This is a genomic window from Scandinavium sp., assembly GCF_051650185.1.
Taxonomy (GTDB): Bacteria; Pseudomonadota; Gammaproteobacteria; order Enterobacterales; family Enterobacteriaceae; genus Scandinavium.
The window spans coordinates 42,590-68,214 of record NZ_JBOFIN010000026.1; the positions used below are offsets into that span (position 1 = coordinate 42,590).

A 25,625-nucleotide genomic window follows, 5' to 3' on the forward strand; every position below is an offset into this window, starting at 1 on the left:
AGAATGACTGATTCTGTTACTTCGCTTGCGGGTCGGTGTCGTACTCTGCGCAGGTCTGATAACCGGAATTGATCACGCGGCCGGTGTCATCCAGCGCAACGAAATAGGTTTCAGCTTTACCATCCCGTTGACCCAGGATGTAGGTCTGGCAAGTACCACGAGCGTGAACCATGGTAATTTCAGACGCAGGTTTCCCGGCAATCTGCGCGACCTGTTGACGGGTCATGCCTTTTTTCACGTCTTTTACTACCGGCTGGGTGAACTGATCGGTGGTCCGGTCGTAGGCGGTACAACCCGCCAGCATGGTCAGTACTGCTGCTGCACCTAAAAATCCTGCTACGTTCTTGTTCATATTCCGTCCTCTTTTTTATCAGTGTGTTATAAGCCTGGAATAAAGTGCTATCTTTTTCAACCTGAGGACAAAGATGGCATAACTTTCAGATAAATCTACTTAAACAACGATTTCCTGCTAAATCGCCGCCTTTTAAGGCAGTCAAAACTGTGATCCTTGTCGTTTTGCAGGCAAAGAGGTAGCTTTAACGGATACACGACAACCTTTTTCGGGGAGGGGTAAATGGCTCTGCAACAAGAGATTATCGCGGCACTGGGCGCAAAACCGCAGATTAACAGCGAAGAAGAAATTCGCCGCAGCGTGGATTTTCTGAAGGCCTGGCTGAAAACCTATCCATTTATTAAGTCACTGGTGCTCGGCATCAGCGGCGGTCAGGATTCCACCCTGACCGGCAAGCTGTGCCAGACAGCCATTAATGAATTGCGTAAAGAGAACGGTGACGAAAGCCTGCAGTTTATCGCCGTGCGCCTGCCCTACGGTGTTCAGGCGGATGAACAGGATTGCCAGGATGCCATTGACTTTATCAAGCCGGATCGCGTGCTGACGGTCAATATTAAAGGTGCAGTGCTGGCGAGCGAGCAGGCGCTGCGTGAAGCGGGCATCGAACTGAGCGATTTCGTTCGTGGTAACGAGAAGGCACGCGAACGCATGAAAGCCCAGTACAGCATTGCAGGCATGACCAAAGGCGTTGTCGTCGGTACCGATCATGCCGCAGAAGCTATCACCGGGTTCTTCACCAAATACGGCGACGGCGGCACCGACATCAACCCGATTTTCCGCCTCAATAAGCGCCAGGGAAAACAACTGCTGGCCACATTGGGCTGCCCGGAGCATCTGTACAAGAAAGCCCCAACCGCCGATCTGGAAGATGACCGCCCTTCTCTGCCGGACGAAGCCGCGCTGGGTGTCACCTACGACAACATCGACGATTATCTAGAAGGGAAACACGTCGATGCAGGCACCGCTAAAATCATTGAAGGCTGGTATCTGAAGACCGAGCATAAGCGTCGTCCGCCGATCACCGTTTTCGACGATTTCTGGAAGCGCTGATACGCAACTCTGCCCGGTGGCGCATTCGCTTACCGGGCCTACAAGACACGCCCGGCAATGCGAATGATTTCCCCGGCCCGACCTGCTACACTGTATGCATAACCAGCACCAGGAGTCCTTGTGGCCAGGCGTCTCTCAACGCCGCGTCTCGAATTTGAGGCCGCGGCAATTTATGAATATCCCGAACATCTGCGACCGTCGCTGGAAGCCTTGCCTTCCCTGCCCGGCGTGTACATCTTTCATGGCGAAAGCGAAACGCTGCCGCTCTATATCGGTAAAAGCGTCAATTTGCGCAGCCGCGTGCTCTCTCATCTGAGGACACCGGATGAAGCAGCCATGCTCCGCCAGACGCGTCGCATCACCTGGACCCGCACCGCGGGCGAAGTGGGCGCATTATTACTGGAAGCGAAACTCATCAAGGAACAGCAGCCGCTGTTCAATAAGCGCCTGCGCCGCAATCGTCAGCTTTGTTCGCTGTTGATGGACGGCACTCAGCCTCAGGTCGTCTATGCCAAAGATATCGATTTTTCGCAGCAACCGGGTTTATACGGCCTGTTCGCCAACCGTCGTGCGGCGCTGGAAGCGTTAAAGAGTGCCGCCGACGAACATCAGCTTTGTTATGGGTTACTGGGGCTTGAGGCGGTAACGAAAGGACGAGGATGTTTTCGTTCAGCCTTACGTCGTTGCGCTGGCGCATGCTGCGGGAAAGAAAGCGTTGAAGCTCATCAGCAACGGCTACTGGCCGCACTTGCCCGCCTGCAGCTGGTGTGCTGGCCGTGGCAAGGCGCGATAGCCCTCAAAGAACAGGCTGATGACCTGACCGACTACCACATTATTCACAACTGGCTGTGGCTGGGCTCTGTCAATACGCTGAGTGAAGCCCGTGCGCTGACTCAGTTACCCGCAGGGTTCGATCACGACGGCTATAAAATTCTCTGCAAACCGCTGTTATCCGGCGAGGCTGAGATTATCGATCTGCTGACTGGCGGGTAACGGGAAGCCGGGCTGCCAGCTGATTTCGCTGTAAAGAATTTGCCCTTCATCTTTCAGCAAACGCAGTGTGTGGCGGCCTTCCTGCCAGCACGCGCCCTGATCGGCCGTCAGCAGTTTATCGCCAAGCTGCCAGGCTCCGCTCAGCACGAACACCATCCCGCCGCGAGTCCCAAAAGTCGTAAAGGTGCGATCGGCCACGCGCACGCTTGCCTGGCAGCGGTCGCGCCGGGTCATGATGTTTAAATCCATCGACATCTGCCCTTCGGTAAGTTGCGCGCGCACCGTTTGCTCACCGGCGAAGCTAAAAGGCTGGAAGCGCTTCAGGGTGTGGCGAAACGCCGTCCCGCCATCAAGCATCACTTCGCCGCCTTCCAGCAGGGTTATCACTCTGTCTACCCCAGGGAAAGCGGAAAACTCCCCGTTACCGGCGATGGAAGCGATACTGGCGCGCCAGTTGAAATCGCGCGTCGCAGGCGGAAAGCAGCACAGCTCGCGCGTTTCACCTGCGCCATTCTTCCACAAACTGACCGGCATCTTGCGGATATCAAAGTATTCCATCATCACTCCTGAACGACGACCTGGGCGACTTTAAGGTGCCGCCTCGTTGATTATCAGTTTTTCACCACAGACGGATTATCGGCAGGGATCGACGATAGCCTTAGCGTCTTTGCTTTCGAACGCAGCAAAAAGCGGCTAACGGCCTGATATCCGGTAGAAAAGAGTCAATGGGTGATAGCAGGAGAATACCGGGAATCGGGCAACTGGCAAGAGGGAGAAAAAGAAAAACCGCCGGTCCTGCCCACATCGGTTAACAGCGTGTGGGCAAGACCGGCGGTCTTTAAGACGTTGCGACTGAATTATTCAGCAGCGGGAGCCATTTTACCGTCCATTGTGTGACGTTCTGTCAGACGCTTCTCAAAATTGGCATTAAATTGTTTTTTCTGTTCCGGGGTCAGAATGTTGTAAATCTTGTTCTGAGTTTCCATACGGGAGAGCGCCATGGCTTTGTGCTGCGCTTCCATTTTGTTCACCATCTCTTCGGCTTTTGCTTTGTCGAAGGTGTCGCTGGCAATCAGGCTGTGCATCGCACGGCGGTCATCCTGAGAAGGACGCTGCATCTTGCCGCGCTGTTCTTTCATGATGTCGCGAATCTGGGTTTTCTGCGCGTCGGTCAGGTTCAGGCCTTTGAACATCATGTCGTGATGCATACCCGGCTTGCCTTTGTGGTGCATCATCGGCGCGTTGTCGGTGGTGGTGGCCGCAGTGGTGTCCGCAGCATGAGCGAAGTTAGCAGCGCCCAGCGCCAGGGTAGAGGCAATAATCAGAGAAGTCAGCTTTTTCATAATACGTTCCTTACTTTCAGTTATTTTTTACGGCGCATTGCCGTGTTGACGAGATTAACTTTACGGGGTTGAACGTCAATGAGTCAGAGCAAACGTAAAACACTGAAAGTATAAAAGCGACGTTTTAACCAATTATGAAGAAAATAAGGATAAAGTGTGGAGTGTTGCGATGAAATATTAGTAAGCAGCTGTTCTGGAAGGAATTATGAAGAAGTCTACACCACGCCTGTTTAATTTAAAAGCATTAACCAGGAATACTCTGTAAAATTTTCAGTCAACACGTTCTGTTCAACAAAAAAAGAAAAGAGGCAGTCATCAATCACCGTCTCCTCTTTTGTCTTTTACGCTTCGCGCACTAACATTAATCCCGCTCGTAAACCCGGCGCGACATCAGGATTAGGGAAAAGGACATATTCCTGATCATGCCCGACTTTCCAGCGAGTCTCCCCTTCTTCTGCGAGCAGTGTGCCTCGCTCGAACGGCGTGAAGTTCAGCGTCTGCGCTGACATATGCAGTCTGAAGCTGTCATCATGGCGAGTTATCTGCTGCGCCACCCGGTACTTCACCGGCAGCGGTGCAGAAGCTGTCTCCCCTTGCAGCAGGCTGGTAAGCGCACTTTGCGTAGCCGCAAACTGACTCAAATCGTTCTCACCAAACGGCAGCGCCTTGCCCAGTTCCAGCGTACAGGCGAGCGCGTTAAAACGTTCCGTACTGAAATGGGTAAAGGTGCCGCCAGGGCTTTTATGGAACACCAGCGCTTCCAGTCCGGCAGCGCCCAGCCAGTGCAAAAAGTCTTCATCCCAGGGCGCTTCTCGCTGAGGTAACACACCAAATCGCACGTGATGCGAGCCACGAATAGCGGTGTGCATATCCAGATGCCAGCGTAGAGAATCCAGCGGCTGCCAGAACTGCCCCAATGCAGTTTCAAGCCTGGCTGCCCTCGCTGTTTCCAGCGACGGCACAAACTCATGCCAGCGTCCGCCAAACATCCGGTTCATGTCGCTGTGCAGATAGCGTTTGTTCTCTACCAGCGCGGGCGGATTACCCAAAACCAGCAGCATTCGCCAGCGCAAAGTAATCTGCCCGGCAAACAGCGCTTTGAGCAGCAAATCCACCATCTCCACAGGTGCGGTTTCGTTGCCATGGATCCCCGCAGAAAGCACCAGCGCCTGTGAGCATTCGTCGAACGGCGTCAGCTCCAGAATGCCGATATCGTGCCACTGCCAGTGGAACTGCGCTGTCTCGCCGCGGGTTTGCTGTGGCTTTTCGCCGGTCAGCGTCAGCGCCAGAAACGACTGCATGGTGCCTCCTTTACTGCTGGAACGGATAAACCGAGCCCAGACCAAGAATTTGCGTAAGCGTGTCCAGCGCTTCTCGCCCCTCGCGCAGCAGCTGCGGATCGGCCAGATCGGCTTGAATCAGGCGGTCACGGTAGTATTTGTCAACCCAGGTATTCAGCGTGTCGAACAGCGAGTCATTCATCAGCACAGCCGGATTCACCGCCTTCAGTTCATGCTCGTTCAGCACCACCCGCAGCCGCAGGCAGGCCGGGCCGCCGCCATTCGCCATGCTTTCGCGCAGGTCGAAGACTTTCAGTTCGTTGATCGGGTTATCCTGCGCCAGCACATCGTTCAGGTATGACCAAACGCCCGGATGTTCCTGCGACTCTTTCGGCAGCACCAGCATCATGCTGCCATCCGGCTTGCTCAGTAGCTGGCTGTTAAACAGATACGTCGCGACTGCATCATTAACGGACACTCGCGCGGTCGGCACTTCCACAGGCGTAAACCCCGTGATGCGTTCACGTAGCTGAGCATACAGTTGCGGCTGATTCAGGAAAGCCTGCTGGTGACAGAAGAGCACCTGACGGTTGCTGACCGCAATCACGTCGTTATGAAACACGCCCTGATCGATAACCGCCGGGTTTTGCTGGGCGAAGATAATCTGCTGAGGATTCACCTGATTCAGCCGCGCTACGGCCTGGCTGGCTTCAAGCGTCTGGCGAGCAGGATAGCGCTGCGGTTGATGATGGCCGCCCTCTTCGCGCCCATACACGAACAGCTGCACGCCAGGCTGACCGTATTCGCCACCAAGACGGTTATGGTTGGCTGCGCCTTCATCGCCGAACATCGCCACCTGAGGCAGCGCGCCATGCACGGCGAAGTTTTGCTCATTGGCGAAAATGGCGCGCAGCACCGCTTCGGTGGTTGGCGCTTCGCTGGCACGGTGGAATTTGTTGTTCAGGTTCGCCACCGTCAGATGCACTTTGCCGTCCAGCGCATCGGCTGACGGGCAAACTGTCGCCGCATTCGCCACCCACATCGAGGAGGCAGAGCTCACGGCAGAAAGCAGCTGCGGTGCCTGTGTGGCGGCTTTCTCGACCACCTGTTCATCGCTGCCGCTAAAGCCAATCTGGCGTAAAAGCGGCACATTCGGGCGCTCCTGCGGCGGCAGAACGGCCTGCTGATAGCCGAGATCGGCCAGGGCTTTCATTTTCAGCAAACCCTGCTTCGCCGCCAGCTGCGGATTTGACACGCGGAATCGGTGTTTTGTCGACGCCTCATTGCCGAACGACAGCCCGGCGTAATGGTGCGTTAAGCCAGGCAGACCATCAAAATTCACTTCCCAGGCTTTCATGATGACACCTCAGTGGAAAAATCAAGCCCAGGGTTGAGCGTGCCCGGCAGCGTCAATGCAGAAGATTCAAGGCTCGCCATCGGCCACGCACAATAATCAGCGGCATACCAGGCACCAGGACGATGGTTACCCGAAGCGCCCACGCCGCCAAACGGCGCGGTACTGGCTGCTCCTGTCAACGGTTTGTTCCAGTTGACGATCCCGGCGCGGGCCTCCAGCAGCAGCTGATCGAATTTTTCGCGCTCAGCTGAGATCAGCCCACAGGACAGGCCATAACGAGTGTTATTCGCCATCGAAATGGCCTCATCAAAGCTGTCATAGCGCCAGACGCACAGCAATGGGCCGAACACTTCTTCATCCGCCACGTTTGTCGCCTTGCTCATGTCCAGAATACCCGGCGTGACTAGCGAGGTACCGGCTTCCAGCAAACGAGGCTCCAGCAGCGTCACTGCGCCATTCGCCACATGCTGCTCCCACGCGCTACGCACATTTTTCGCTGCCTGTTCAGAGACCAGCCCGCCGATAAATGGCTGAGGTTCTGCATTCCAGCTGCCCGGAATAATACGGCGGCTGACTTCCACCAGACGCTTCAGGAAGGCATCCCCCACGTCGCCACGTTTCACCAGCAGACGACGCGCACAGGTACAACGCTGCCCGGCGGTGATAAAGGCCGACTGAATCGTCAGATGCACCGCCGCATCGAGATCCTGCGGTTCATCAACGATCAGCGGATTATTACCGCCCATCTCCAGCGCCAGGATTTTTTGTGGCTGCCCGGCAAGCTGACGATGTAGCGTAAAGCCAGTATTCGAGCTGCCGGTAAACAGCAGGCCGTCGAGATCGCTTTGCGCACTGAGCGCTTCACCCACAGCGCGACCACCCTGCACCAGGTTCAGCACGCCCGCTGGCAAACCAGCCTGCTCCCACAGTTTCACGACAGCTTCACCGCTCAGCGGCGTTAATTCGCTCGGCTTGAACACCACGGTGTTCCCCGCCAGCAGCGCAGGCACGATATGACCGTTCGGCAGATGCCCCGGGAAGTTATAGGGGCCAAACACCGCCAGCACCCCATGAGGACGGTGACGCAGCGTTGCCGCACCGTCTGGCATCGCGGTTTCCTGCTCGCCGGTGCGGCTGTGATAAGCCTTCACGGAAATGGCGATTTTGTTGATCATCGCGCCAATTTCTGTCGCCGCTTCCCAGCGCGGTTTACCGGTTTCGCGGGCAATGATTTCCGTCAGCGTTTCTTTATTGGCTTCCAGCAAACCGGCAAATTTTTCGGCAATCGCCTGACGAGCGCTGAAAGGCTGCTTTGCCCATCCGGCAAAGGCGCTGCGAGCTGCTCGCACTGCTTGCGCGACCTGTTCAGCATCAGCGTCATTTCCCTGCCACACCGCTTCGTGAGTAACAGGATTGTTTTTGCTGCGGGCTTCAGCACGCCCGGTGACCCAGTCGCCATTGATCCATAAACTCATGCTTTTTTCTCCTCCGGGCAAAGACGCACCAGCCGGACGCGGTCACCCGCGTGGCACTTCAGGGCATCTAATTGTTTGGCGCTTAACAGCAGTTTTTCCGTGTGGGGATCGGCCTGAACCAGCATCGCGCGATAGTTGCCGTATTGTTCATTTGCCACCAGACAGGTCGGCAGCTCACCCGGCGCAGGCTGGCCTTCGCCCACTTCCACCAGGCGGCTTTTACGGATTGCCCGCACGCGATCGACATCGCATTCAAGCGTTGGCCCGCCGTCGAAGATGTCGACATAGTTACGATAGCGGAAGCCCTCTTTTTCCAGTACCGCACGCGCTGGCGCGGTTTGAGGATGGACTTCACCAATCACCGCCCGCCCTTCCGGCGTCAGGAAATCGGTATAAATCGGGTGCTTCGGCATCAGCTCAGCGATGAACGCTTTTTGCCCTGTGCCGCACAGGTAATCCGCACGGGCAAACGGCATGGAAAAGAAACGCTGACCCAGGCTTTCCCAGAACGGAGAATAGCCATGGTCGTCGATAACGCCGCGCATTTCTGCCACCACTTTGTCGTTAAAGCGATCGCGGAAGGCCGCCATAAACAGGAAACGAGATTTCGACAGCAGATACCCGTTGCCTTCTTTACGCCACGCCGGGTCAAGGAACAGCGTGCAGAGCTCGCTGCTGCCGGTGTGATCGTTACTCAGAAACAGCGTCGGCAGTGCGTTATAAACATTCAGCTCTTTTGACGCATGCACCAGCGTGCCGACGCGATAGTTGTACCAGGGATCGTGTAGCCCTACAGCGACTTCGATGGCGCAAATCCCCGCCACGCTGCCGGTCTCGGTATCTTCCAGCACAAAAACGTAGCCCTGATCGCCTTTCGGCAGGCTGCCATTCCAGGTGTTAATCGAGCGCTCAATACGCGCCGAGAGCGTTGCTTCATCCGCTGGCAGCGACGTCAGGCCGCCGCCGGTTTTCCCTGCCAGAGTCATCAGGCCGGACAAATCCTCACGTCCGACCGGGCGGATGACCATCATGATGTCACCCCGGCGACAAAGCTTTCGCAGGTTTTGGCGAAACGGTCGAGGCCCGCGTTCACTTCTTCTTCACTGATGATCAGCGCTGGCGCGAAGCGCACCACGTTTGCCCCGGCGATCAACACCATCAGGCCATGTTCGGCGGCAAGCTGGCTGATTTGTTTCGCTTTCCCGGCGTACTCCGCCTTCAGCACACAGCCGATCAACAGCCCCATGCCGCGAATGTCGTCGAACAGGCCGACTTTGTTATTGATGGCAGTCAAACGCTCGGTGAACCACTGGTGGCGCTGTTTTACCCCGTTCAGGACGTCATGGGTGTTAATGCTCGCCAGTACTTCATTTGCTACAGCGCATGCCAGCGGGTTACCGCCATACGTGGTGCCATGGGTGCCAACCGTCATCACGCTGGCAAATTCATTGCGCGTTAACAGTGCGCCAATCGGGAAGCCGCCGCCCAGCGCTTTAGCGGTAGACAGCACATCAGGCGTGACACTGTAACGCATATAGGCATAGAGTTCGCCCGTACGGCCTACACCTGTCTGCACTTCATCGAAGATCAGCAGCGCATTGTGCTGGTCGCACAAAGCTCGCAGTTCTTGCAGGAAGGCTGGCGTTGCTGGCACCACGCCGCCTTCACCCTGAATCGGCTCGACAATCACCGCGCAGGTATCGTCGTTAATCAGCGCACGCGCAGAGTCGATGTCGTTGTAAATCGCATGCTGGATTTGCGGCGGCAGCGGCGCAAAATCCTGAGAATAAGAAGGCTGTCCGCCCGCGCTGACGGTAAACAGCGTCCGTCCGTGAAACGCATTTTTGAACGCCACGATGCCGCTTTTCTGCGGGCCGAATTTGTCATGAGCGTATTTACGCGCCAGCTTCAGCGCCGCTTCGTTGGCTTCCGCCCCGGAGTTACAGAAAAACACTTTCTCGGCGAACGTGGCATCAATCAGTTGTTTTGCCAGCTTCAGCACCGGTTCGTTGGTGTAGCCGTTCCCGGTGTGCCAGAACTTGCCCGCTTGCTCAGTCAACGCGCGAACCATCACCGGGTGCGCATGACCCAGCGCGTTCACGGCAATACCGCCCGCAAAATCAATGTACTCTTTGCCCTGCTGGTCCCACAGGCGCGAGCCTTCCCCACGTACCGGAATAAAAGGCGCCGGGGCGTAAACCGGCATCATCCAATCGTCAAAATTTCCACGCGATACTGACTGATTCATAGCAACCTCTTCCGGTAAACATAAAGTTATTGTGTTGTTAATAAAAATGAGCGTTTGTGCTGTAAATGTATATTGCAGACATCGTGCCAGCCAGCCACAAAACTGCATAAACGGAAGATGACAACTAAATATCAATAACTTACAACCTAACGCTATTCACACAAAATGCATAAAAAGTGAATAAATACGAAACAAAGCGCCATTAGCAGCATTAATAATCGCAACGTTATGCATTAGTAAAACTTAATTCACGATCTGTGATCGCCTGCGAGATTTATCGTAAACCTGCGCACTAAAACGGAGCACAATGCGCCAAAAAAGCGCATTTCACCGCCAGTTTGTCAGGGCGATCGCCCTGCACTACGCTCAATCAGTGTGCAAAACAGCCTGACAATCGAGGAACCCTATGCGTCATTATGATTCTGTGCTGATAGGCGCGGGCCAGGCGGCCCCGTCGCTGGCGGTTGAACTGGCTTCTCGCGGGGAGCAGGTGGCGATTATCGAAGGCAATTTCTATGGCGGCACCTGCGTAAATTTTGGCTGTACGCCGACCAAAACCCTGCGCAAATCTGCCCGCATTGCTCATCTGGCGCGACGTGCCGCAGAATTTGGTGTGATCACAGGGCACGTTAGCGTGGACTTTTCGGCCGCCGTTAAGCGAATGCGCGAACGCGTTGAGAGTTCACGAGCAGGTTTGACGCAGTGGCTGGAAGGCACGCAAAACCTGGACATGTTCCACGGCTGGGGCAGCTTTAAGGGCCGCGACGGCGAGCGTTTTCTGCTGGAAGTGAACGGTGAAACGCTGAGTGCAGCGCAGGTTTATCTCAATACCGGCACCCGAGCGTATATTCCAGCGCTACCGGGCATCGACAGCGTGCCCTGGCTGGACAATGCCAGCCTGCTGGCACTGGAAAGCTCTCCTTCGCATCTGTTAATTGTCGGTGCCAGCTATATCGGGCTGGAACTTGGGCAGATTTATCGCCGTTTGGGCGCTGAAGTGACCATTATTCATCGTGCGGGTCGAGTAGCCGAGCGGGAAGATCACGATGTGAGCGAAGCCATCGCCGAAGTGTTATCTGCGGAAGGCATCACCTTTCATTTCAATGCCTCGGTCACTGGCCTCTCCTCTGAAAATGGCGGCGTAAAAGCCACGCTCAGCGATGGCGCTGTGCTTACCGGCAGCCATATTCTGTTTGCTACCGGGCGCGTACCCAATTCTGACAGACTCAATCTTGCTGCCGTCAGTGTCGAAACGGATTCACGAGGATTTATCCGCACCGATGCGCATTTCAATACCAACGTGCCGGGAATAAAAGCGCTCGGCGACATCAATGGACGCGGCGCTTTTACCCATACCAGCTATCACGATTACCAGATTGTGTCGGCGGCAATCGAAGCCCAAACGCCCGTGGGCCAGTGGCAGGACGCGGATCAGCGTGTGATTTCCTATGCCATGTTTACCGACCCGCCCCTCGGGCGCACCGGCATTACGCTTGAGCAGGCTAAAAAGCTGGTCGCTGACGGCAGGCAAATTCTGGTGGCTAACTTCCGTATGGCAGATGTCAGCCGGGCCAAAGAAGAAAGTGAAACAGCCGGGATGATTCGCCTGATTGTTGATGCCGAAAGTGAACGTTTTCTGGGTGCCACGTTTCTGGGTGTCGGCGGTGACGAGATTATTGCGGTTATCACCAATTACATGGCGACGGGCGCGAGCTATCGGTTAATGCTTCAGGCGCTGCCCGTGCACCCCACCGTGGCGGAGTTTTTACCGACCATTCTCTCGCGCTTGAGCCCCCTTTCTGCCGGGTAAGAAAAGCATCACAGGCTGTGGCGCCGTCCACAGCCTGCCTCATTCATGAATCATTCTGATTAACCTTAGCGAATTACCCCCTCTAATCGCATTAATCGCTCTGCGTTAAGCTCTCAGCATTCCCAAAGAAGGATTACGCGATGCAAACAGTTACCCTGAATAACGGTATTCATATGCCCCTGCTGGGCTTTGGTGTGTTTCAGATGACAGATGCCGCCGAATGCGAGCGTGCGGTGATTGAGGCCATCGAAACCGGCTATCGCCTGATTGATACGGCGGCGTCTTATCAGAATGAAACTCAGGTCGGCAACGCGCTTAAACAAAGCGGGCTGCCACGCGATGAGCTTTTCGTCACCACCAAGCTGTGGCTTCAGGACACCAATTATGAAGGCGCGAAAGCGCAGTTCGAGCGTTCGCTCAACCGACTACAGCTGGACTACGTCGACCTTTATTTGATTCACCAGCCGTACGGTGATGTCCATGGCGCCTGGCGTGCAATGGAAGAACTCCAGCAGGCCGGGAAAATTCGCGCCATTGGCGTCAGTAATTTTCACCCCGACCGCCTGGCCGATTTGATCGCTTTCAACACCATTACGCCAGCGGTGAATCAGATAGAAGTGAACCCGTTCAATCAGCAATTGCAGGCGGTGCCGTGGATGCAAAGCCGGGGCATTCAGCCAGAAGCCTGGGCTCCGTTCGCTGAAGGGAAAAACGGCCTGTTTGATCATCCCGTATTAACCGCCATCGGTCAGAAATACGGTAAAAGCGTGGGCCAGGTTGTTCTGCGCTGGGTCTTCCAGCGCGGCATTGTGTCGCTGGCGAAAACCGTTCGTAAAGCGCGAATGGAGGAAAACATCAACATCCTCGATTTCGAGCTCACGCCCGACGAAATGCTGCACATTACCGCCCTTGATACCGCCACCAGCGCATTCTTCGATCACCGCGACCCGGCCAAAGTGGAATGGCTGACCGGCCGCAAGCTTGACGTGTGATCCGCAACTTAAGAGGCAAACAAATGCAAAAACGTGTACTCGGCCAATCCGGCCTTGAGGTTTCCGCTTTAGGCCTGGGCTGTATGGGGCTCAGCTTCGGCTACGGCCCGGCGACAGACACCCGTCAGGCCATTGAACTCATCCGTTCTGCGGTTGAACGCGGCGTGACGTTCTTTGATACCGCTGAAGTCTATGGCCCGTATCTCAATGAAGAGGTTGTCGGCGAAGCGTTAAAACCGTTTCGCGGTCGCGTGGTGATTGCCACCAAGTTTGGCTTCACCTTCGGGGATGACAACAAACAGCAGATCCTGAACAGCCGCCCGGAGCATATCCGTAAAGCGGTGGAAGGCTCATTGCGCCGCCTGAAAACGGACGTGATTGATTTGCTGTATCAACACCGCGTCGACCCGGACGTGCCGATTGAAGACGTCGCCGGGACGGTGAAGCAGCTTATCGACGAAGGCAAAGTGAAACACTTCGGCCTGTCTGAGGCTGGCGCGCAGACGATTCGTCGTGCCCACGCCGTTCAGCCCGTCACGGCGTTGCAAAGCGAATACTCGATGTGGTGGCGCGAGCCTGAGCAAGAGATTCTGCCATTGCTTGAAGAGCTGGGAATTGGCTTCGTGCCCTTCAGCCCGCTAGGCAAAGGCTTCTTAACCGGCGCGATTACCTCAGGCACCACGTTTGGCGCTGATGACTTCCGCAGCAAGGTTCCCCGCTTCGCTGCCGAAGCCATTGAGGCAAATGAGAAACTGGTCGCACTGCTGGGCGAGATTGCCGCAGAAAAAGGCGTGACGCCGGCGCAAATCGCGCTGGCCTGGCTGCTGGCGCAAAAACCGTGGATTGTGCCGATCCCGGGTACCACCAAACTTCACCGTCTGGACGAAAACCTGGGGGCAACCCCTATCAGCTTTACTCGGGATGAGCTGCGCCGCATCACTCAGGCGCTGGAAAGCGTGAAAGTAGTCGGCGAGCGTTACCCGGCAGCCATGCAGGCGCGAGTCGGTCGCTAACCTCTGACGGGTTTATGGTTCGCCATAAGCCCGTTATTCCGTATGACGTAAAGCCTCAATCAACAGCGCAAATGCCGCCGGATGCTGTTTGCGGCTCGGATAATAAAGATAGTAACCGGGGAACGTCGGGCACCACTCGTCCAGCACCTGCACCAGTTCCCCGCTTTTTATGTGCTCCGCGACGGTATCTTCCGGCACGCTCGCCAGGCCAAAACCTGACATGACCGCATCAATTCTTTCCGACAGTAAATTCAGCGTTAACTGCCCTTCCACCCGCACGCGCAGTGGTTTGCCGTCGCGTTCAAATTCCCAGTGATAAAGCCCGCCCGCCGTCGGTAAGCGCATATTGATGCAGCGATGGTGCTGAAGATCGTGCGGCGTAACAGGCGCAGGATTGTCAGCAAAATAGCCCGGCGAACCGACGACCACCATTCGCATGTCCGGCCCAATTTTTACCGCAATCATATCTTTGTCGACACTCTCGCCAAGGCGAACGCCTGCATCGAAGCGCCCTTCGACGATATCGACAAAGCCGTTATCCGCAATCAGCTCAACGTTGATCTGCGGGTACTGTTTCAGAAAGGGTTTTAGCTTCGGCCAGACAAGGCTACGAGCGGAATGCTCCCCGGCGGATAACCGAATATTTCCAGAAGCGGTGCCGTTCATCTGTAACAGCGCTTCAAGCTCCTGTTCCAGATCGGCAATGCGCGGTTCAAGGCAGGCCATGATCCGCTCCCCGGCCTCTGTCGGCGCAACGCTGCGTGTTGTACGAGTCAGCAGACGCAGGTTCAGACGCTCCTCCAGAGCCTTAACCGCATGGCTAAGCGCAGACTGAGAAACGCCCAGTTTGCTGGCCGCTTTGGTAAAACTCCGCTCTCTGGCCACCACCAAAAAAATCTGCAGTTCGTTGAAGTTCTCTTTTAGCACCGTGCATCCTTTATCAAGTCAGGTCAGATGACCTTACTTCGCGACATTGGGGGACAGTATAAGCTTAAAGGTTGCTGGGCTTGAAATTCTGCGGGGTGGTGGTGAGGGGTAAGAGGGAATGCGGCTTATCGCTGAACTCTGCCCCTGGATTTTTTGTAGGGCCACTTTGTGCCAGGAGCGGAAGTTATCTACTTCCTTCCAGATCAATAAATTTGATCGAAAAAGAAGCTTGTTAATATTTAGATAGCAGTAAAAAACCAGGGCATGGTTATTATTTATATGTTTTTAAAGAATTCTTCCATGTCTTCCATTTCATGACTTACAATCTCAGTAACACCAGGTATTAATGGAAATAAATGGTTTCTTCTATCTTGTTCAAAGAAGAATTTTAGCAACGCTTCACAAGATTTAACGTACTTACCAATATCAGTAGATAGTAATTCTGAAAGCACCTGAGAGGTAGAGCTAGATTTACTATGAATTATCTCATTTCTTAACTCCTCTAATTTTTTAAAATGCCCCCAGAATGGTTTTTTTGCAGGAGAAACGCAGTGATAAATATCTGGGAGCATTTTAGAAACTTTTTCTGTAGTAGATACCCATCTTTCAATACCTAGTTTGTCATAAACTTCAACAACCCCGATTTTGTTTGAAGGTTTCTTATAAATATAATCATCTGGGATGGCTGAGTTACACATCGCTTCTATAGCTTTGTAGCTGAATACTATTGCCTTTTGAACTTCTTCTAGGTAATCATAAATTTCAATAACATCCTTTTCATAAAAATTTTTGTTTTTATCTTTTCCTATTTTTTGAACGATTGACTTTCTAAGTTCTTGTGCCTTTTTAAGTGAGCCATTGGCAATGTGCATTGATAATGATATTTCATTTGGTCTAGATAAAGATATTTTTTTATTTTCTATTTTGGCGCTTATAGACTCTTGTAATATCACGCACTTGTCTTGCTTCACATCTACACACACCACAGGTGTATTTGAACGAAATATGAAGTTTATTTTCTGCTTATCATTGGATGTTTGAGACCAATTATCAATACTGTATGAGATTATATAATCAGAACCAACTTTGAGCGCTCTTGATTTATCACTCATAATACCCTCTGCTATAGATAATAATAAGGTTTAGCACATCTTAGCATTGATAGTTCAAGCATACGAAAGGTTTATACAAAGACTTCAGAGTGTTAATAATGGCTTTATCAGTTGTGATATGAATTGCGGATTTCCGCTTCTCGCTCTGAGCTGCCCTTAAACACCAGCCCCTTCCCTCACCACCTCCAACAACACCACCTAAAGCCAGCCGCCAGAAATTCTGCTACCATCCCTGCATCATTCACCCTGCAAAGTGGCTGCGACTATGAAATTTGTTTCTTTTAATATCAACGGCCTGCGCGCCCGTCCTCATCAGCTGGAAGCGATCGTTGAAAAGCATCAACCTGACGTGATTGGCCTTCAGGAGACCAAAGTTCACGACGACATGTTCCCGCTCGAAGATGTCGCTAAGCTCGGTTACAACGTCTTCTACCACGGTCAGAAAGGCCATTACGGCGTGGCGCTGTTAACTAAAGAGACGCCGATTGCCGTGCGCCGTGGTTTTCCGGGCGATGATGAAGAAGCGCAGCGTCGCATCATCATGGCGGAAGTGCCTTCCCCGTTTGGTAACCTTACCGTGATTAACGGCTACTTCCCGCAGGGCGAAAGCCGCGACCATCCCGTGAAGTTTCCGGCAAAAACAAGGTTTTATCAGGATTTGCAGGACTATCTCACAGGCGAGCTGAAAAAAGAGAACCCGGTGCTGATCATGGGCGATATGAATATCAGCCCTACAGATCTGGACATTGGCATCGGCGAGGACAACCGTAAGCGCTGGTTGCGCACGGGCAAATGCTCCTTCCTTCCGGAAGAGCGTGAGTGGATGGAGCGCCTGCTCGGCTGGGGTCTGGTGGACACCTTCCGTCACGCGAACCCGGAAACGCAGGATAAATTCTCGTGGTTTGACTATCGCTCCAAAGGCTTTGACGACAACCGCGGCCTGCGCATAGACCTGCTGCTGGCAAGCCAGGGGCTGGCACCGCACTGCATCGAAACCGGCATCGACTACGAGATCCGCAGTATGGAAAAACCGTCAGATCACGCACCGGTCTGGGCGACCTTTAAGGGCTAACGTCCAATAAAGCACTTAACGGTCGGCATCACCCTGATGCTAATTTAACGCAATACAGGCCGCCAGCGTCGCCAGCTACACTGGCTTCTCTGACAGGCCTGTAGCTGTCGATCTCCCGACGTCTGCCGGGCCACCTTCATCAAGTAAAGGAGTACGTATGCGCCGTGTGCGTTATGGGATCTTTTTCGCCGGGCTGCTTGCCAGCAGCTCATTGCTCGCCAACACCTCGTGGCAGCAAACCGAAGCGCAGGCGCGCGGGCAAACCGTCTGGTTTAATGCCTGGGGCGGCGATCAGGCGGTGAATCGCTATCTCGACTGGGTCAGTGGGGAAGTGAAACGCGGTTACGACATTACTCTGCGCATTGTGCACATTGCCGACGCTGCCGATACGGTGAAACGCATTCAGACAGAAGCTAAAGCAGGCCGCACGCACAACGGTTCAGTCGATTTGCTGTGGGTCAACGGGGAAAACTTCAGAACCCTGAAAGAGGCGAATCTGCTGAAAACGGGCTGGGCCGAGCAGCTGCCAAACTGGCGCTATGTTGATTTGCAAAAACCGGTGCGGGAAGATTTTTCCGTGCCGACTGACGGCGCTGAATCACCATGGGGAAGTGCACAACTAACCTTTATCGCCCGTCGCGAGCAAACGCCACAGCCGCCGCTTTCCGCCGCAGATTTACTCAGTTTTGCCGCCGCTCATCCAGGCTCCATGACCTACCCTCGCCCGCCTGATTTCACCGCCACGGCGTTTCTGGAACAGCTTCTGCTGGTGCTCACCACGCAGCCTGATGCGCTGAAGCAGCCGCCGGATCCTGCAACCTTTGCCGAAGTGGCTGCCCCGCTGTGGGCGTATCTGGATAAACTGCATCCACAGCTTTGGCGTAAAGGCACAGATTTCCCGGCATCACCCGCCAAAATGGATGCCATGCTCGCCAATGGCACTTTGCGGCTTTCTCTGACGTTTAACCCCATGCACGCCGCGCAAAAAGTTGCGAGCGGCGAATTGCCGAAAGACAGCTACAGCTTTGGCTTCCGTAAAGGCATGATCGGCAACGTTCATTTCGTCACGATCCCGGCAAACGCCCGCTCCCCGCAGGCTGCACAGGTGGTGGCTAACTTCCTGCTTTCCCCCGCGGCTCAACAGCGTAAAGCTGATGCTGCTATATGGGGAGATCCGACGGTGTTAGATATGCAAAAGCTCCCTGAGCCCTGGCCTGAAGTCACCTCAGAACAAATGCCAGCCGTACTGGCTGAGCCACATGCTGCCTGGGTCAGCGCGCTGGAGCAGGAATGGCTGCGCCGTTACGGTACGCACTGATTTCCCTGCTGTGGGCAGCAATGGCGCTGATCTACCTGCCGTTGCTGCCTACGCTCGGCCAGCTTGTGCAACCGGCCTTTTCGCTGGCTGACTGGCAAACGCTGCTTCAAGATACGCAACTGCCGCAGGCGCTGCTGGCAACCCTTGTCTCCACGCTGATTGCCGTGGGTGGCGCGCTGCTGATTGCACTCTCCGTGGTCGCAGCGCTCTGGCTTTCCCAGCGCTGGCAGCGTCTTGCCTCCCAGCTTCCTCTGTTGCTCGCCGTGCCGCATGTTGCCTTTGTCACCGCCGCCCTCCTGCTTTTTGCTGAAGGCGGCTGGCTGTTTCACCTGTTCCCCACGCTGACGCCGTTTATCGATCGCTATGGCATCGGGCTTGGCCTGACGCTGGCCTTCAAAGAGAGCGTGTTTTTGCTGTGGACGCTCTATGCCTTACTCAGCGGCAAACGGCTCACGCAGCAGAGTCTGGTGTTACGCGCTCAGGGTTACGGGCGCTGGCAGATTCTGGCCTGGCTGGTGTTGCCGCAGCTGATGCCACAATTACGTATCGTGCTACTGGCTACAACAGCGTGGACGCTTTCGGCGGTCGATGTGGCAATTATTCTTGGGCCGGGAAATCCGCCGACGCTGGCGGTTCTTGCCTGGCAGTGGCTTTCGCAGGGTGATGCACAACAGCAAACTCAGGGGACTCTGGCTTGCCTGCTTTTGCTATTAATCCTGGCGGCGATGGTTTTGGCTGCCAGGCTGGTCTGGTGGCTGTTTCGTCGAAACATTCCTGATTTTCAGGGCGTTCGCGACCCTGCTTCTCATGCTCTTGTGGGTCGTACGTTTGCGTGGCTGCTGCCGCTCTCTGGCCTGTTCTGTGTCCTGACGCTCGCGCTGCTTTCTCGCCCGGACGGTGTCGAAGTGACAAGCCTGTTCAACAGCCTCTGGCTGGCGCTCAGCGCTTCACTGTTGGCGGCGATGCTCAGCTTGCTGTGGCTTGAATATGGCCCGAAGCGTTTTACAGCCTGGATTTGGTTCCCCCTGGTGCTCCCCGCGCTGCCGCTGGTTGCCGGGCAATATCAGCTGGCGTTATGGAGCTGGCAGGATGGCGAGGCATTGACCGTTCTCTGGGGGCACTTGTTGTGGGTGGTGCCCTGGACGCTGTTTATCCTGCATCCTGCCTGGCACCGGCTCGACCCGCGAATGTTGCTCGTCGCTCGCACGCTCGGCTGGGGGCAATGGCGCTGCTTCTGGGTAGTGAAATGCCCTCTTCTGCTGCGCCCGGTTCTTGGCGCGGTCGCGGTCGGGTTTTCGGTGAGTATTGCGCAATATCTGCCGACCGTCTGGCTGGGTGCCGGACGAATCACTACCCTTACCACTGACGCCGTGGCGCTAAGCAGCGGTGGCAGCACGACTTTACTGGCGACTCAGGCGTTGTGGCAACTGCTGCTGCCGGGCCTGTTTTTCGGGGCGATCGCCCTGCTGCTCAGGCTGACAGGCCATTACCGACAAGGACTGCGTTGATGTTAATCGTTAAAAACCTGACCCTCACCTGCGCTAACTCGCCGTTACTTCGTGTCGTAACCTTTCAGGTTGAGAAAGGCGAAGTGTTGACGCTAATGGGCGATTCCGGCAGCGGGAAATCCACCTTGTTTTCGTGGATGGTCGGTGCATTGCCTGAAGCTTTTCAGGCTTCAGGGGAACTCTGGCTGGAGGATAAGCGCCTCGATGGGCTGCCAACAGAAACCCGGCGCGTCGGCATTCTGTTCCAGGACGCATTGCTGTTCGATCACTTTAACGTTGGGCAAAACCTGCTGCTCGCCCTTCCGGCGTCAGTAGCGCGTCAGGAAAGGCGGCTAAAAGTGGAGGCCGCGCTGGAAAGCGCCGGGTTGGAAGGTTTTTACTCCCGCGACCCGGCTACGCTATCCGGTGGACAACGTGCCCGCGTTGCGTTGCTGCGTTCGCTGTTAGCTCAGCCCGATGCTTTGCTGCTTGATGAGCCGTTCAGTGGCCTCGATGCAGCGCTTCGCGATAGCTTCCGCGCTTTCGTTTTTAGCCAGATTCGCCAGCAGAATATTCCCGCCGTGCTGGTCACTCACGACGTGGCAGATATCCCGCCAGAGGGGCGCTGTCTGCAGCTTGAAAGCTGGCGCTAATCTGTTTCAGCGCAAGGTTTTTCTCACTTTGGAGGTTCAGAATGGCGCTTCTTTTCACTCTTGTCGGGCAATTCGATGAAACGTGTTTCTCAACTGACCGCGCTGGCCCTGCTGATCGGGCTCTCTTCCTCTGCTTCCTTTGCCGCTGATAAGGCTTCGACCTTGACGCTAAGCGAACTGCAACAGCAACACGGTGTCGCCATTGATACGCGCCAGAGCGCGTTTTATAACGGCTGGCCGCAAGCACTCAATGGCCCTGAAGGTCATGAGCCTTCTGCGCTCAACCTGTCGGCAACCTGGCTTTCAGCGATGAACGACGAACAGCTGGCCGCCTGGATCAAACAACACCCGTTGCAGCCTGCCACGCCTGTCGCGCTGTACGGTGCACCCCAGGATAACGAAGCCGTTGCGGCACGCCTGAAAAAAGCCGGAATGACTCACGTCAGTCTGCTGAGCGATGCCTTACAACAGCCCGAAAGATTGCAAAAACTGCCGCACTTTGAACAGCTGGTTTACCCACAATGGCTGCACGATTTGCAACAGCAAAAGGTGGTGACCGCCGCTCCGGAAGGTGACTGGAAAGTGTTTGAAGCAGCCTGGGGCGCGCCAAAACTCTATCTGCTGAGCCACATTCCGGGTGCCGGGTACATCGACACCAACGAGGTGGAAAGCGAGCCGCTGTGGAATAAAGTCCCGGACGACAAGCTGAAGGCATTCATGGCAAAACAAGGCATCCGTCATGACACCACGGTTATCCTTTACGGTCGTGATGTCTACGCGGCGGCTCGTGTGGCGCAAATCCTGCTGTATGCTGGCGTGAAAGATGTTCGGCTGCTGGATGGCGGCTGGAAAACCTGGTCAGATGCCGGTTTACCTGTTGAGCGCGGCGTACCCGGCAAAATCACTCCCGCCCCTGACTTTGGTGCGCCGATCCCAGGCCAGCCACAGCTGATGCTGAACGAGCAACAGGCTCGTGGCTTGCTGCATCGTCAGGATGCATCGCTGGTCAGCATTCGTTCATGGCCGGAATTTATCGGCACCACCAGCGGCTACAGCTACATCAAGCCAAAAGGTGAGATTGCGGGCGCTCGCTGGGGCCACGCTGGCAGCGACTCCACGCACATGGAAGACTTCCATAATCCTGATGGCACCATGCGCACTGCCGATGACATCGCGGCGATGTGGAAAGCCTGGAATATCCTGCCGTCACAGCAGGTGTCGTTCTACTGCGGCACCGGCTGGCGTGCTTCCGAAACGTTTATGTACGCCCGTGCCATGGGCTGGCAGAACATTTCGGTGTACGACGGCGGCTGGTATGAGTGGAGCCAGAACCCGAAAAACCCGGTTAGCCGTGGCGAGCGCGGGCCGGATAGTTCGAGGTAATGAATTCATGCCCGGCGGCGGCTATGCCTTGCCGGGCCTGCAGCGGCCAGCACCCGTAGGCCGGGCAAGCGTTAGTGCCGCCCGGCATGTTTTAAAGTCTGATAGCCGCTCCAGATCCGCGTCAGCGTCGTCAGCCAACACAACGCGCCAAAAATGCCTGCCAGCCACGCAAAATACTGTGGGAACAGGCAGCACAGCACGAAGAGTAAAATCGTCTCCGTCCCTTCCGTTAAGCCGCCCAGATAGTAAAACGACTTGTGCGCATAGCCCGGATTATCAATCTGATGTTTTGCCGTCAGCGCCGCAAAAGCCAGAAAGCTGCTGCCGGTGCCGATAAACGCAAACAGCAGCCAGCCGCCCGCCACCGCATTCGTCTGGGGATCGGCGAGAATAAACCCGAACGGCACCAGCGCGTAAAACAGAAAATCGAGCGAGATATCGAGAAACCCGCCTGCATCCGTCAGCCCTCGGCGGCGTGCCAGCGCGCCATCCAGCCCATCCAGCAGGCGGTTGAGCACAATAGCCACCAGCGCCGGAAGGTACCAGCCTGACGCCAGAAACGGCAGCGCCAGCACGCCGATGCCAAAACCTGTTAGCGTCACACCGTCTGCCGAAATGCCCTGCTGCTCCAGCTTTGCAGCCAGGCGATTGAGGAGCGGTTTCAGGCGTGGATGCACATGGCGGTCAAGCATGGGGTTTCCTTTCACTGCTGCATAATCCCTGAGAAGGAATGTCCAGCGCGGCGTTAAATCGGGCAGACAAGTTCTGGAAAGCCACCAGCGCGGTCAGTTCGCAAATCTGATCGTCGCTATAGCAGTTTTTGAGCTCACTTTTTTGCGCATCACTGATAGCGGGCGGCGTGGCGGTCATCGCATCGGCATAAGCTAACGCAGCACGCTCGGCCTCACTGAACAGCGTGGAATCCTGCCACTGCGCGACGGCCTGCACTTTCTCCAGAGCATTGCAGCGTTGCGCCAGCCGCAGCGTGTTTGCATCAATGCAAAAGGCACAATGACACTGCTGCGATACCCGAGTCATCAGCATTGCCCGGAGCTCAGGCGACAGGCGCGCTTTTTTGCGCTCCAGCCAGCCCAAAAACAATGCCATCAGCCAGAACAGGCGTGGCATACGCCCCCACCAGCGCGTGGGATACAGCACCTCGCCATAATGTTTTATTTGCATCTTCGTGATGGGCGACAGCGAAGCCGGTATGTTGCTGAGCGGCGGTACCCAGGACTGAGGATTTTTCACTCTAAAACTCCTGCAGATCTTCAGATTTATCAATGGCAGAGATAGTATGGCACGCCGTCACCAGGAACCTTGACCTCTATGCTGAAAACGATTGATGTTGTCGCTGCCATTCTCGAAAAAAATGGATTCATTCTGCTGGCCCAGCGGCCACCTCACGCCGATCAGGCGGGCATGTGGGAGTTTCCCGGCGGAAAAGTGGAAGCAGGTGAAACGCAGCCCGAAGCGTTAATTCGCGAGCTACGTGAAGAACTGGGGATTGAAGCTTTACCTGCTGAGTATGTCGCCAGCCATCAGCGGGAGGTGTCCGGGCGAATCATTCACCTGCACGCCTGGCATGTGCCGGAATTCAGCGGCGAGCTGACCGCGCACGAGCACAGCCAGCTTGAATGGGTGCAGCCGGAACAGGCGTTTGGCTATGCGCTCGCGCCAGCGGACATTCCACTGCTGGAAGCCTTTATTGCCTTACGCGACGCCAGACCAGAGGATTCGTGCTGAGGGTTTTGTCATCGCGCTGACATTGCAGTAACACCCCTTCGGCCTTGATAACCGCGCCTTCCGAGTAGTTGGCGTTCTCATAAATGCAGCACTGGCTACAAGGCTGCCCACGCTGTCCGCTACTGCTGAACACTTCAGGTGGGACGCTCACTTCCACATCCGGGCGAATACGCTGATCGGCCTGCACGCCGCCCGCCATCAGCACCAGCAAACCAGCCATCAGAGTTCTTTTCATCGTCATTCCTTTTTTCGGGTTTCAGCTAACAGTATCGGCTCAGGACGTGCTTTTCTTAAATTTTAGCCATCATCTCTTTTTGTTATGACAGCCGCCCGGTTATAAATTTTCCCTTCTTCTCACGATTTTTCCTTGCCTGCCGCCTCGTCTGCGGTGATAGTCGAAAAAAACGCCTTAAACACAACAACCGCATCAACATCATACCGTTAACACCATAAGAGGAACTTATCGTAATGGAATCGACACTCTCTCTGGAAAACTTTCTGCAACGCGTACAGCTGCGTGACCCGCATCAGCCGGAATTTGCACAAGCTGTGCGCGAGGTCATGTCCACGCTTTGGCCTTTCCTTGACGCCAACCCTCGCTACCGTGAGATGTCTCTGCTGGAGCGTCTGGTCGAACCGGAGCGCGTCATCCAGTTCCGCGTGACCTGGGTTGACGATCGCAATCAGGTGCAGGTCAACCGCGCCTGGCGTGTCCAGTTCAGTTCAGCGATTGGCCCTTATAAAGGGGGAATGCGTTTCCACCCTTCCGTTAACCTGTCGATCCTGAAATTCCTCGGCTTCGAGCAGACCTTCAAAAACGCCCTCACCACCCTGCCCATGGGCGGCGGTAAAGGCGGCAGCGATTTCGATCCGAAAGGCAAAAGCGAAGGCGAAATCATGCGTTTCTGCCAGGCACTGATGAGCGAGCTGTATCGCCACCTCGGCGCAGACACCGACGTGCCTGCCGGCGATATCGGCGTGGGCGCTCGTGAAGTCGGCTTTATGGCTGGCATGATGAAAAAGCTCTCCAACAACACCGCCTGCGTGTTCACCGGAAAAGGCCTGTCGTTTGGCGGCAGCCTGATTCGCCCGGAAGCCACAGGTTACGGGCTTATCTATTTCACCGATGCGATGCTCAAACGCCATGGCCTGGGTTTTGAGGGTATGCGCGTGGCAGTGTCTGGCTCCGGCAACGTGGCGCAATATGCGATTGAGAAAGCCATGGCGCTGGGCGCTCGCGTGGTTACCGCTTCTGATTCCAGTGGTACCGTGGTCGACGAAGCAGGCTTTACGCCTGAAAAACTGGCTCGTCTGGAAGAGATTAAAACCAGCCGCGACGGACGTGTTGCCGATTACGCCCGAGAGTTTGGTCTGCAATACCTGGAAGGCCAGCAGCCGTGGTCAGTACCTGTTGATATCGCCCTGCCGTGCGCGACCCAGAACGAACTGGACGTTGAAGCGGCACGCACGCTTATCGCCAACGGCGTGAAAGCCGTGGCGGAAGGTGCCAACATGCCAACCACCATCGCCGCAACGGATTTGTTCCTCGAAGCAGGCGTTCTGTTTGCCCCAGGCAAAGCGGCGAATGCGGGCGGCGTGGCGACGTCTGGCCTTGAAATGGCGCAGAACGCGGCGCGTATGGGCTGGAAAGCGGAGAAAGTTGATGCCCGTCTGCATCACATCATGCTGGATATCCATCAGGCGTGCGTGGAGTACGGTGGCGAAGCCAGACAGACGCATTATGTACGCGGCGCGAACATTGCTGGATTTGTCAAAGTCGCCGATGCGATGCTGGCTCAGGGTGTGATTTAAGCTGATTGCATGAAGTGCTGCCTGATGCCCTCTCCCCGCCCCTCTCCCACAGGGAGAGGGAGCAAACGGCTTTGTTGAATAAATCGAACTTTTGCTGAGTTGAAGGATCAGATCACGCATCCTCCCGATAACGAAGACCGTTCCGTGGCAAAGCAAAAGTTCAAAATTACCAACTGGCCCACCTACAACAAAGCTCTCATCA

General features: G+C 55.3%; 25 protein-coding genes and 1 pseudogene. 13 read left to right on the top strand and 13 right to left on the bottom strand.

Translation table 11 applies throughout. The annotated features are described in order from the left end of the window. Window positions 1-16: 16 nt before the first annotated feature. Complete coding sequence (gene osmE, locus ACRCWW_RS03195) at window positions 17-352, bottom strand: osmotically-inducible lipoprotein OsmE (RefSeq protein WP_438681100.1); 336 nt, start codon at window positions 350-352, stop codon at window positions 17-19. A gap of 222 nt (window positions 353-574) precedes the next feature. Here osmE and nadE point away from each other — a divergent pair, with 222 nt between their 5' ends. Together nadE and cho are read left to right on the top strand one after the other, a co-directional pair. After that, window positions 575-1,402 carry an ammonia-dependent NAD(+) synthetase gene (nadE, locus tag ACRCWW_RS03200; RefSeq protein WP_438681101.1) on the top strand — a complete coding sequence of 276 codons (828 nt, stop codon included), beginning with the start codon at window positions 575-577 and terminating at the stop codon, window positions 1,400-1,402. 120 nt (window positions 1,403-1,522) lie between these two features. Next, a complete protein-coding gene (cho, locus tag ACRCWW_RS03205) occupies window positions 1,523-2,395 on the top strand; it encodes an excinuclease Cho (protein WP_438681102.1) in 873 nt (290 codons plus the stop codon). Here the strand turns inward: cho and ves are convergent. From ves to ACRCWW_RS03240, 7 genes are all read right to left on the bottom strand, one after another. Continuing rightward, window positions 2,351-2,953, bottom strand: coding sequence for an environmental stress-induced protein Ves (gene ves, locus ACRCWW_RS03210; protein WP_438681103.1), 603 nt, complete (start codon window positions 2,951-2,953; stop codon window positions 2,351-2,353). The two genes, cho and ves, sit on opposite strands and share 45 nt — an antisense overlap. Window positions 2,954-3,252: 299 nt before the next feature. Beyond that, complete coding sequence (gene spy, locus ACRCWW_RS03215) at window positions 3,253-3,741, bottom strand: ATP-independent periplasmic protein-refolding chaperone Spy (protein ID WP_438681126.1); 489 nt, start codon at window positions 3,739-3,741, stop codon at window positions 3,253-3,255. Between the two features lie 338 nt (window positions 3,742-4,079). Then, window positions 4,080-5,039: a succinylglutamate desuccinylase gene (gene astE, locus ACRCWW_RS03220; protein ID WP_438681104.1), complete on the bottom strand. Its 960-nt coding sequence runs from the start codon at window positions 5,037-5,039 to the stop codon at window positions 4,080-4,082. 10 nt (window positions 5,040-5,049) lie between these two features. Then, window positions 5,050-6,375 carry an N-succinylarginine dihydrolase gene (gene astB, locus ACRCWW_RS03225; RefSeq protein WP_438681105.1) on the bottom strand — a complete coding sequence of 442 codons (1,326 nt, stop codon included), beginning with the start codon at window positions 6,373-6,375 and terminating at the stop codon, window positions 5,050-5,052. Beyond that, on the bottom strand, window positions 6,372-7,850 hold the full coding sequence (astD, locus tag ACRCWW_RS03230; protein WP_438681106.1) for a succinylglutamate-semialdehyde dehydrogenase: 1,479 nt from the start codon (window positions 7,848-7,850) through the stop codon (window positions 6,372-6,374). Before astD ends, astB begins: the two co-directional genes overlap by 4 nt. Beyond that, on the bottom strand, window positions 7,847-8,881 hold the full coding sequence (gene astA, locus ACRCWW_RS03235) for an arginine N-succinyltransferase (RefSeq protein WP_438681107.1): 1,035 nt from the start codon (window positions 8,879-8,881) through the stop codon (window positions 7,847-7,849). The genes astD and astA overlap by 4 nt, the downstream gene beginning before the upstream one ends. Next, the gene (locus ACRCWW_RS03240) at window positions 8,878-10,098 is read right to left on the bottom strand and encodes an aspartate aminotransferase family protein (protein WP_438681108.1); all 1,221 of its coding nucleotides are present in this window, start codon (window positions 10,096-10,098) and stop codon (window positions 8,878-8,880) included. Before ACRCWW_RS03240 ends, astA begins: the two co-directional genes overlap by 4 nt. 406 nt (window positions 10,099-10,504) lie before the next feature. Between ACRCWW_RS03240 and ACRCWW_RS03245 the strand changes: the two genes are divergently transcribed. The 3 genes from ACRCWW_RS03245 to ACRCWW_RS03255 all read left to right on the top strand — a co-directional run bounded on the left by ACRCWW_RS03245 (window position 10,505) and on the right by ACRCWW_RS03255 (window position 13,913). After that, entirely contained in the window at window positions 10,505-11,908 is a 1,404-nt protein-coding gene (locus tag ACRCWW_RS03245) for a mercuric reductase (RefSeq protein ID WP_438681109.1), read from the top strand. A 140-nt stretch (window positions 11,909-12,048) separates the two neighbouring features. Further along, the gene (locus tag ACRCWW_RS03250; protein ID WP_438681110.1) at window positions 12,049-12,900 is read left to right on the top strand and encodes an aldo/keto reductase; all 852 of its coding nucleotides are present in this window, start codon (window positions 12,049-12,051) and stop codon (window positions 12,898-12,900) included. A 23-nt stretch (window positions 12,901-12,923) separates the two neighbouring features. Continuing rightward, window positions 12,924-13,913, top strand: a complete 990-nt coding sequence (locus tag ACRCWW_RS03255) for an aldo/keto reductase (protein WP_438681111.1) — start codon at window positions 12,924-12,926, stop codon at window positions 13,911-13,913. A gap of 33 nt (window positions 13,914-13,946) precedes the next feature. Here ACRCWW_RS03255 and ACRCWW_RS03260 read toward each other — a convergent pair whose 3' ends face one another. After that, a complete protein-coding gene (locus tag ACRCWW_RS03260; protein ID WP_438681112.1) occupies window positions 13,947-14,840 on the bottom strand; it encodes a LysR family transcriptional regulator in 894 nt (297 codons plus the stop codon). Window positions 14,841-15,115: 275 nt separating this feature from the next. Beyond that, window positions 15,116-15,952, bottom strand: a complete 837-nt coding sequence (locus ACRCWW_RS03265; protein WP_438681113.1) for a hypothetical protein — start codon at window positions 15,950-15,952, stop codon at window positions 15,116-15,118. Between the two features lie 265 nt (window positions 15,953-16,217). Here ACRCWW_RS03265 and xthA point away from each other — a divergent pair, with 265 nt between their 5' ends. The 5 genes from xthA (at window position 16,218) to ACRCWW_RS03290 (ending at window position 21,865) form a co-directional block, all read left to right on the top strand. After that, entirely contained in the window at window positions 16,218-17,024 is an 807-nt protein-coding gene (xthA, locus tag ACRCWW_RS03270) for an exodeoxyribonuclease III (RefSeq protein ID WP_438681114.1), read from the top strand. A gap of 157 nt (window positions 17,025-17,181) precedes the next feature. Next, entirely contained in the window at window positions 17,182-18,342 is a 1,161-nt protein-coding gene (locus tag ACRCWW_RS03275; protein ID WP_438681115.1) for an ABC transporter substrate-binding protein, read from the top strand. Next, a complete protein-coding gene (locus ACRCWW_RS03280; RefSeq protein ID WP_438681116.1) occupies window positions 18,315-19,850 on the top strand; it encodes a thiamine ABC transporter permease in 1,536 nt (511 codons plus the stop codon). Before ACRCWW_RS03275 ends, ACRCWW_RS03280 begins: the two co-directional genes overlap by 28 nt. Further along, entirely contained in the window at window positions 19,850-20,482 is a 633-nt protein-coding gene (locus ACRCWW_RS03285) for an ATP-binding cassette domain-containing protein (RefSeq protein ID WP_438681117.1), read from the top strand. The genes ACRCWW_RS03280 and ACRCWW_RS03285 overlap by 1 nt, the downstream gene beginning before the upstream one ends. 75 nt (window positions 20,483-20,557) lie before the next feature. Continuing rightward, window positions 20,558-21,865, top strand: coding sequence for a rhodanese-like domain-containing protein (locus ACRCWW_RS03290; RefSeq protein ID WP_438681118.1), 1,308 nt, complete (start codon window positions 20,558-20,560; stop codon window positions 21,863-21,865). Window positions 21,866-21,936: 71 nt separating this feature from the next. Here the strand turns inward: ACRCWW_RS03290 and ACRCWW_RS03295 are convergent, their stop codons facing one another. Beyond that, entirely contained in the window at window positions 21,937-22,557 is a 621-nt protein-coding gene (locus ACRCWW_RS03295) for a CDP-alcohol phosphatidyltransferase family protein (RefSeq protein ID WP_438681119.1), read from the bottom strand. After that, complete coding sequence (locus tag ACRCWW_RS03300; RefSeq protein WP_438681120.1) at window positions 22,550-23,116, bottom strand: carboxymuconolactone decarboxylase family protein; 567 nt, start codon at window positions 23,114-23,116, stop codon at window positions 22,550-22,552. The genes ACRCWW_RS03295 and ACRCWW_RS03300 overlap by 8 nt, the downstream gene beginning before the upstream one ends. Window positions 23,117-23,194: 78 nt before the next feature. Here ACRCWW_RS03300 and ACRCWW_RS03305 point away from each other — a divergent pair, with 78 nt between their 5' ends. Further along, complete coding sequence (locus tag ACRCWW_RS03305; RefSeq protein WP_438681121.1) at window positions 23,195-23,611, top strand: pyrimidine (deoxy)nucleoside triphosphate diphosphatase; 417 nt, start codon at window positions 23,195-23,197, stop codon at window positions 23,609-23,611. Here the strand turns inward: ACRCWW_RS03305 and ACRCWW_RS03310 are convergent. Next, window positions 23,571-23,846: a DUF1496 domain-containing protein gene (locus ACRCWW_RS03310; RefSeq protein ID WP_438681122.1), complete on the bottom strand. Its 276-nt coding sequence runs from the start codon at window positions 23,844-23,846 to the stop codon at window positions 23,571-23,573. The genes ACRCWW_RS03305 and ACRCWW_RS03310 overlap by 41 nt on opposite strands. A gap of 233 nt (window positions 23,847-24,079) precedes the next feature. Here ACRCWW_RS03310 and gdhA point away from each other — a divergent pair, with 233 nt between their 5' ends. Together gdhA and ACRCWW_RS03320 are read left to right on the top strand one after the other, a co-directional pair. Then, entirely contained in the window at window positions 24,080-25,423 is a 1,344-nt protein-coding gene (gene gdhA, locus ACRCWW_RS03315) for an NADP-specific glutamate dehydrogenase (RefSeq protein ID WP_438681123.1), read from the top strand. Window positions 25,424-25,522: 99 nt separating this feature from the next. Then, window positions 25,523-25,625, top strand: a pseudogene (locus ACRCWW_RS03320) (IS5/IS1182 family transposase); the annotation flags it as partial.

Coding starts and splice junctions, on each gene's coding strand:
- ACRCWW_RS03255 (WP_438681111.1), top strand. CDS start 12,924: ATGCAAAAACGTGTACTCGGCCAATCCGGCCTTGAGGTTTCCGCTTTA.
- ACRCWW_RS03280 (WP_438681116.1), top strand. CDS start 18,315: ATGGCTGCGCCGTTACGGTACGCACTGATTTCCCTGCTGTGGGCAGCA.
- ACRCWW_RS03245 (WP_438681109.1), top strand. CDS start 10,505: ATGCGTCATTATGATTCTGTGCTGATAGGCGCGGGCCAGGCGGCCCCG.
- gdhA (WP_438681123.1), top strand. CDS start 24,080: ATGGAATCGACACTCTCTCTGGAAAACTTTCTGCAACGCGTACAGCTG.
- ACRCWW_RS03240 (WP_438681108.1), bottom strand. CDS start 10,098: ATGAATCAGTCAGTATCGCGTGGAAATTTTGACGATTGGATGATGCCG.
- ACRCWW_RS03290 (WP_438681118.1), top strand. CDS start 20,558: ATGAAACGTGTTTCTCAACTGACCGCGCTGGCCCTGCTGATCGGGCTC.
- osmE (WP_438681100.1), bottom strand. CDS start 352: ATGAACAAGAACGTAGCAGGATTTTTAGGTGCAGCAGCAGTACTGACC.
- xthA (WP_438681114.1), top strand. CDS start 16,218: ATGAAATTTGTTTCTTTTAATATCAACGGCCTGCGCGCCCGTCCTCAT.
- ACRCWW_RS03275 (WP_438681115.1), top strand. CDS start 17,182: ATGCGCCGTGTGCGTTATGGGATCTTTTTCGCCGGGCTGCTTGCCAGC.
- nadE (WP_438681101.1), top strand. CDS start 575: ATGGCTCTGCAACAAGAGATTATCGCGGCACTGGGCGCAAAACCGCAG.
- ACRCWW_RS03285 (WP_438681117.1), top strand. CDS start 19,850: ATGTTAATCGTTAAAAACCTGACCCTCACCTGCGCTAACTCGCCGTTA.
- ACRCWW_RS03265 (WP_438681113.1), bottom strand. CDS start 15,952: ATGAGTGATAAATCAAGAGCGCTCAAAGTTGGTTCTGATTATATAATC.
- astA (WP_438681107.1), bottom strand. CDS start 8,881: ATGATGGTCATCCGCCCGGTCGGACGTGAGGATTTGTCCGGCCTGATG.
- ACRCWW_RS03295 (WP_438681119.1), bottom strand. CDS start 22,557: ATGCTTGACCGCCATGTGCATCCACGCCTGAAACCGCTCCTCAATCGC.
- ACRCWW_RS03305 (WP_438681121.1), top strand. CDS start 23,195: ATGCTGAAAACGATTGATGTTGTCGCTGCCATTCTCGAAAAAAATGGA.
- ves (WP_438681103.1), bottom strand. CDS start 2,953: ATGGAATACTTTGATATCCGCAAGATGCCGGTCAGTTTGTGGAAGAAT.
- ACRCWW_RS03310 (WP_438681122.1), bottom strand. CDS start 23,846: ATGAAAAGAACTCTGATGGCTGGTTTGCTGGTGCTGATGGCGGGCGGC.
- ACRCWW_RS03250 (WP_438681110.1), top strand. CDS start 12,049: ATGCAAACAGTTACCCTGAATAACGGTATTCATATGCCCCTGCTGGGC.
- astB (WP_438681105.1), bottom strand. CDS start 6,375: ATGAAAGCCTGGGAAGTGAATTTTGATGGTCTGCCTGGCTTAACGCAC.
- astD (WP_438681106.1), bottom strand. CDS start 7,850: ATGAGTTTATGGATCAATGGCGACTGGGTCACCGGGCGTGCTGAAGCC.
- astE (WP_438681104.1), bottom strand. CDS start 5,039: ATGCAGTCGTTTCTGGCGCTGACGCTGACCGGCGAAAAGCCACAGCAA.